Genomic DNA, 1,086 nt, shown 5'->3' on the forward strand with positions numbered 1-1,086 from the left:
TCCGACAAGCTTTTGATCATCTGTTTATGCCTCTACTAGCATCAACGCTCACTACTATTCTTGCGTTCATGCCAATCCTCTTGATTGAGGGTAATGCCGGAGACTTCATTGGTACGATATCAGTGAGCGTGATATTGGCTTTGATCGCTTCATTCTGTTTGTCCATGACTGTGATTCCTGCTATCTGTGCCTTGCTTGAGAACAAGCTCGCCAAGCCAAATGAGTCTCGCTGGTGGCAGGTTGGTGTTAGCTCAAAAGAAAAATCAGAAGGCTATCAGCGTTTTCTCGCGCACAGTTTGCGTAAGCCATGGTTAGCGGTTGTGACTGCACTTGGTTTGAGTATTTTTGGTGTGCTTTCTGTTGGCTCTTTGCCAAAAGTATTCTTTCCGACCGCTGATCGCGACATGTTCGAGTTACGCGTTTGGTTTGAATCAAATACGAGTGTTCCTGCTGCAGATGCCCTAGTGCAGGAAATAGACGCGTTGATTCGTAATAAAGCAGAGGTAAAACAAACGGTTTGGTCTATTGGGGATAGTGTTCCGGCGTTTTACTACAACCAATTGATGAATAATCGCAACCAGAACTACTACGCCGAAGTGGTGGTGACTGCTGAGGATGTCGAGGCATCATCAAGCCTAATAGATGAGCTTCAAGTTGAGTTAAGCGAGCGCTTTACTCAAGTTCAAATTGTTGCCAAGCCTTTCTCTCAAGGACCGCCTGTTGAAGCGCCAATTGAGTTTCGGGTGTTTGGCCCTGAAACGGATGTGTTAAGAACTTTAGGTGAAGAGCTACGAGCAATTATTTCTCAGCAATCTGGTGTGTTGCATACCCAAGCATCAGTAAAACCGGGCGCTCCGAAGATTGAGTTTGATGCGAATGAAACTGCGCTCGGCGAAATGGGGCTTCAGCTCGACTCGGTAGCTGCTCAGCTGCAAGCTGCCTACGAAGGCGTTCAAGCAGGCAGCATGTTAGAAGACATTACGCAGTTACCGGTAACTGTGAGCTATGAGAATAGTCAGCGTGCAAGGATCGAACAGTTGCGCGCTTTCCCGATTGTTCAACCAGATGGCCGATGGGTGCCAGCTA

1 protein-coding gene is annotated in these 1,086 nt (G+C 47.4%); it reads left to right on the plus strand.

Features of this window, described 5'->3' with window-relative positions:
- On the plus strand, positions 1-1,086 hold a 1,086-nt coding region (locus A3762_RS17425), incomplete at both ends, for an efflux RND transporter permease subunit (RefSeq protein WP_197469346.1).

Source organism: Oleiphilus sp. HI0125 (genome assembly GCF_001635355.1).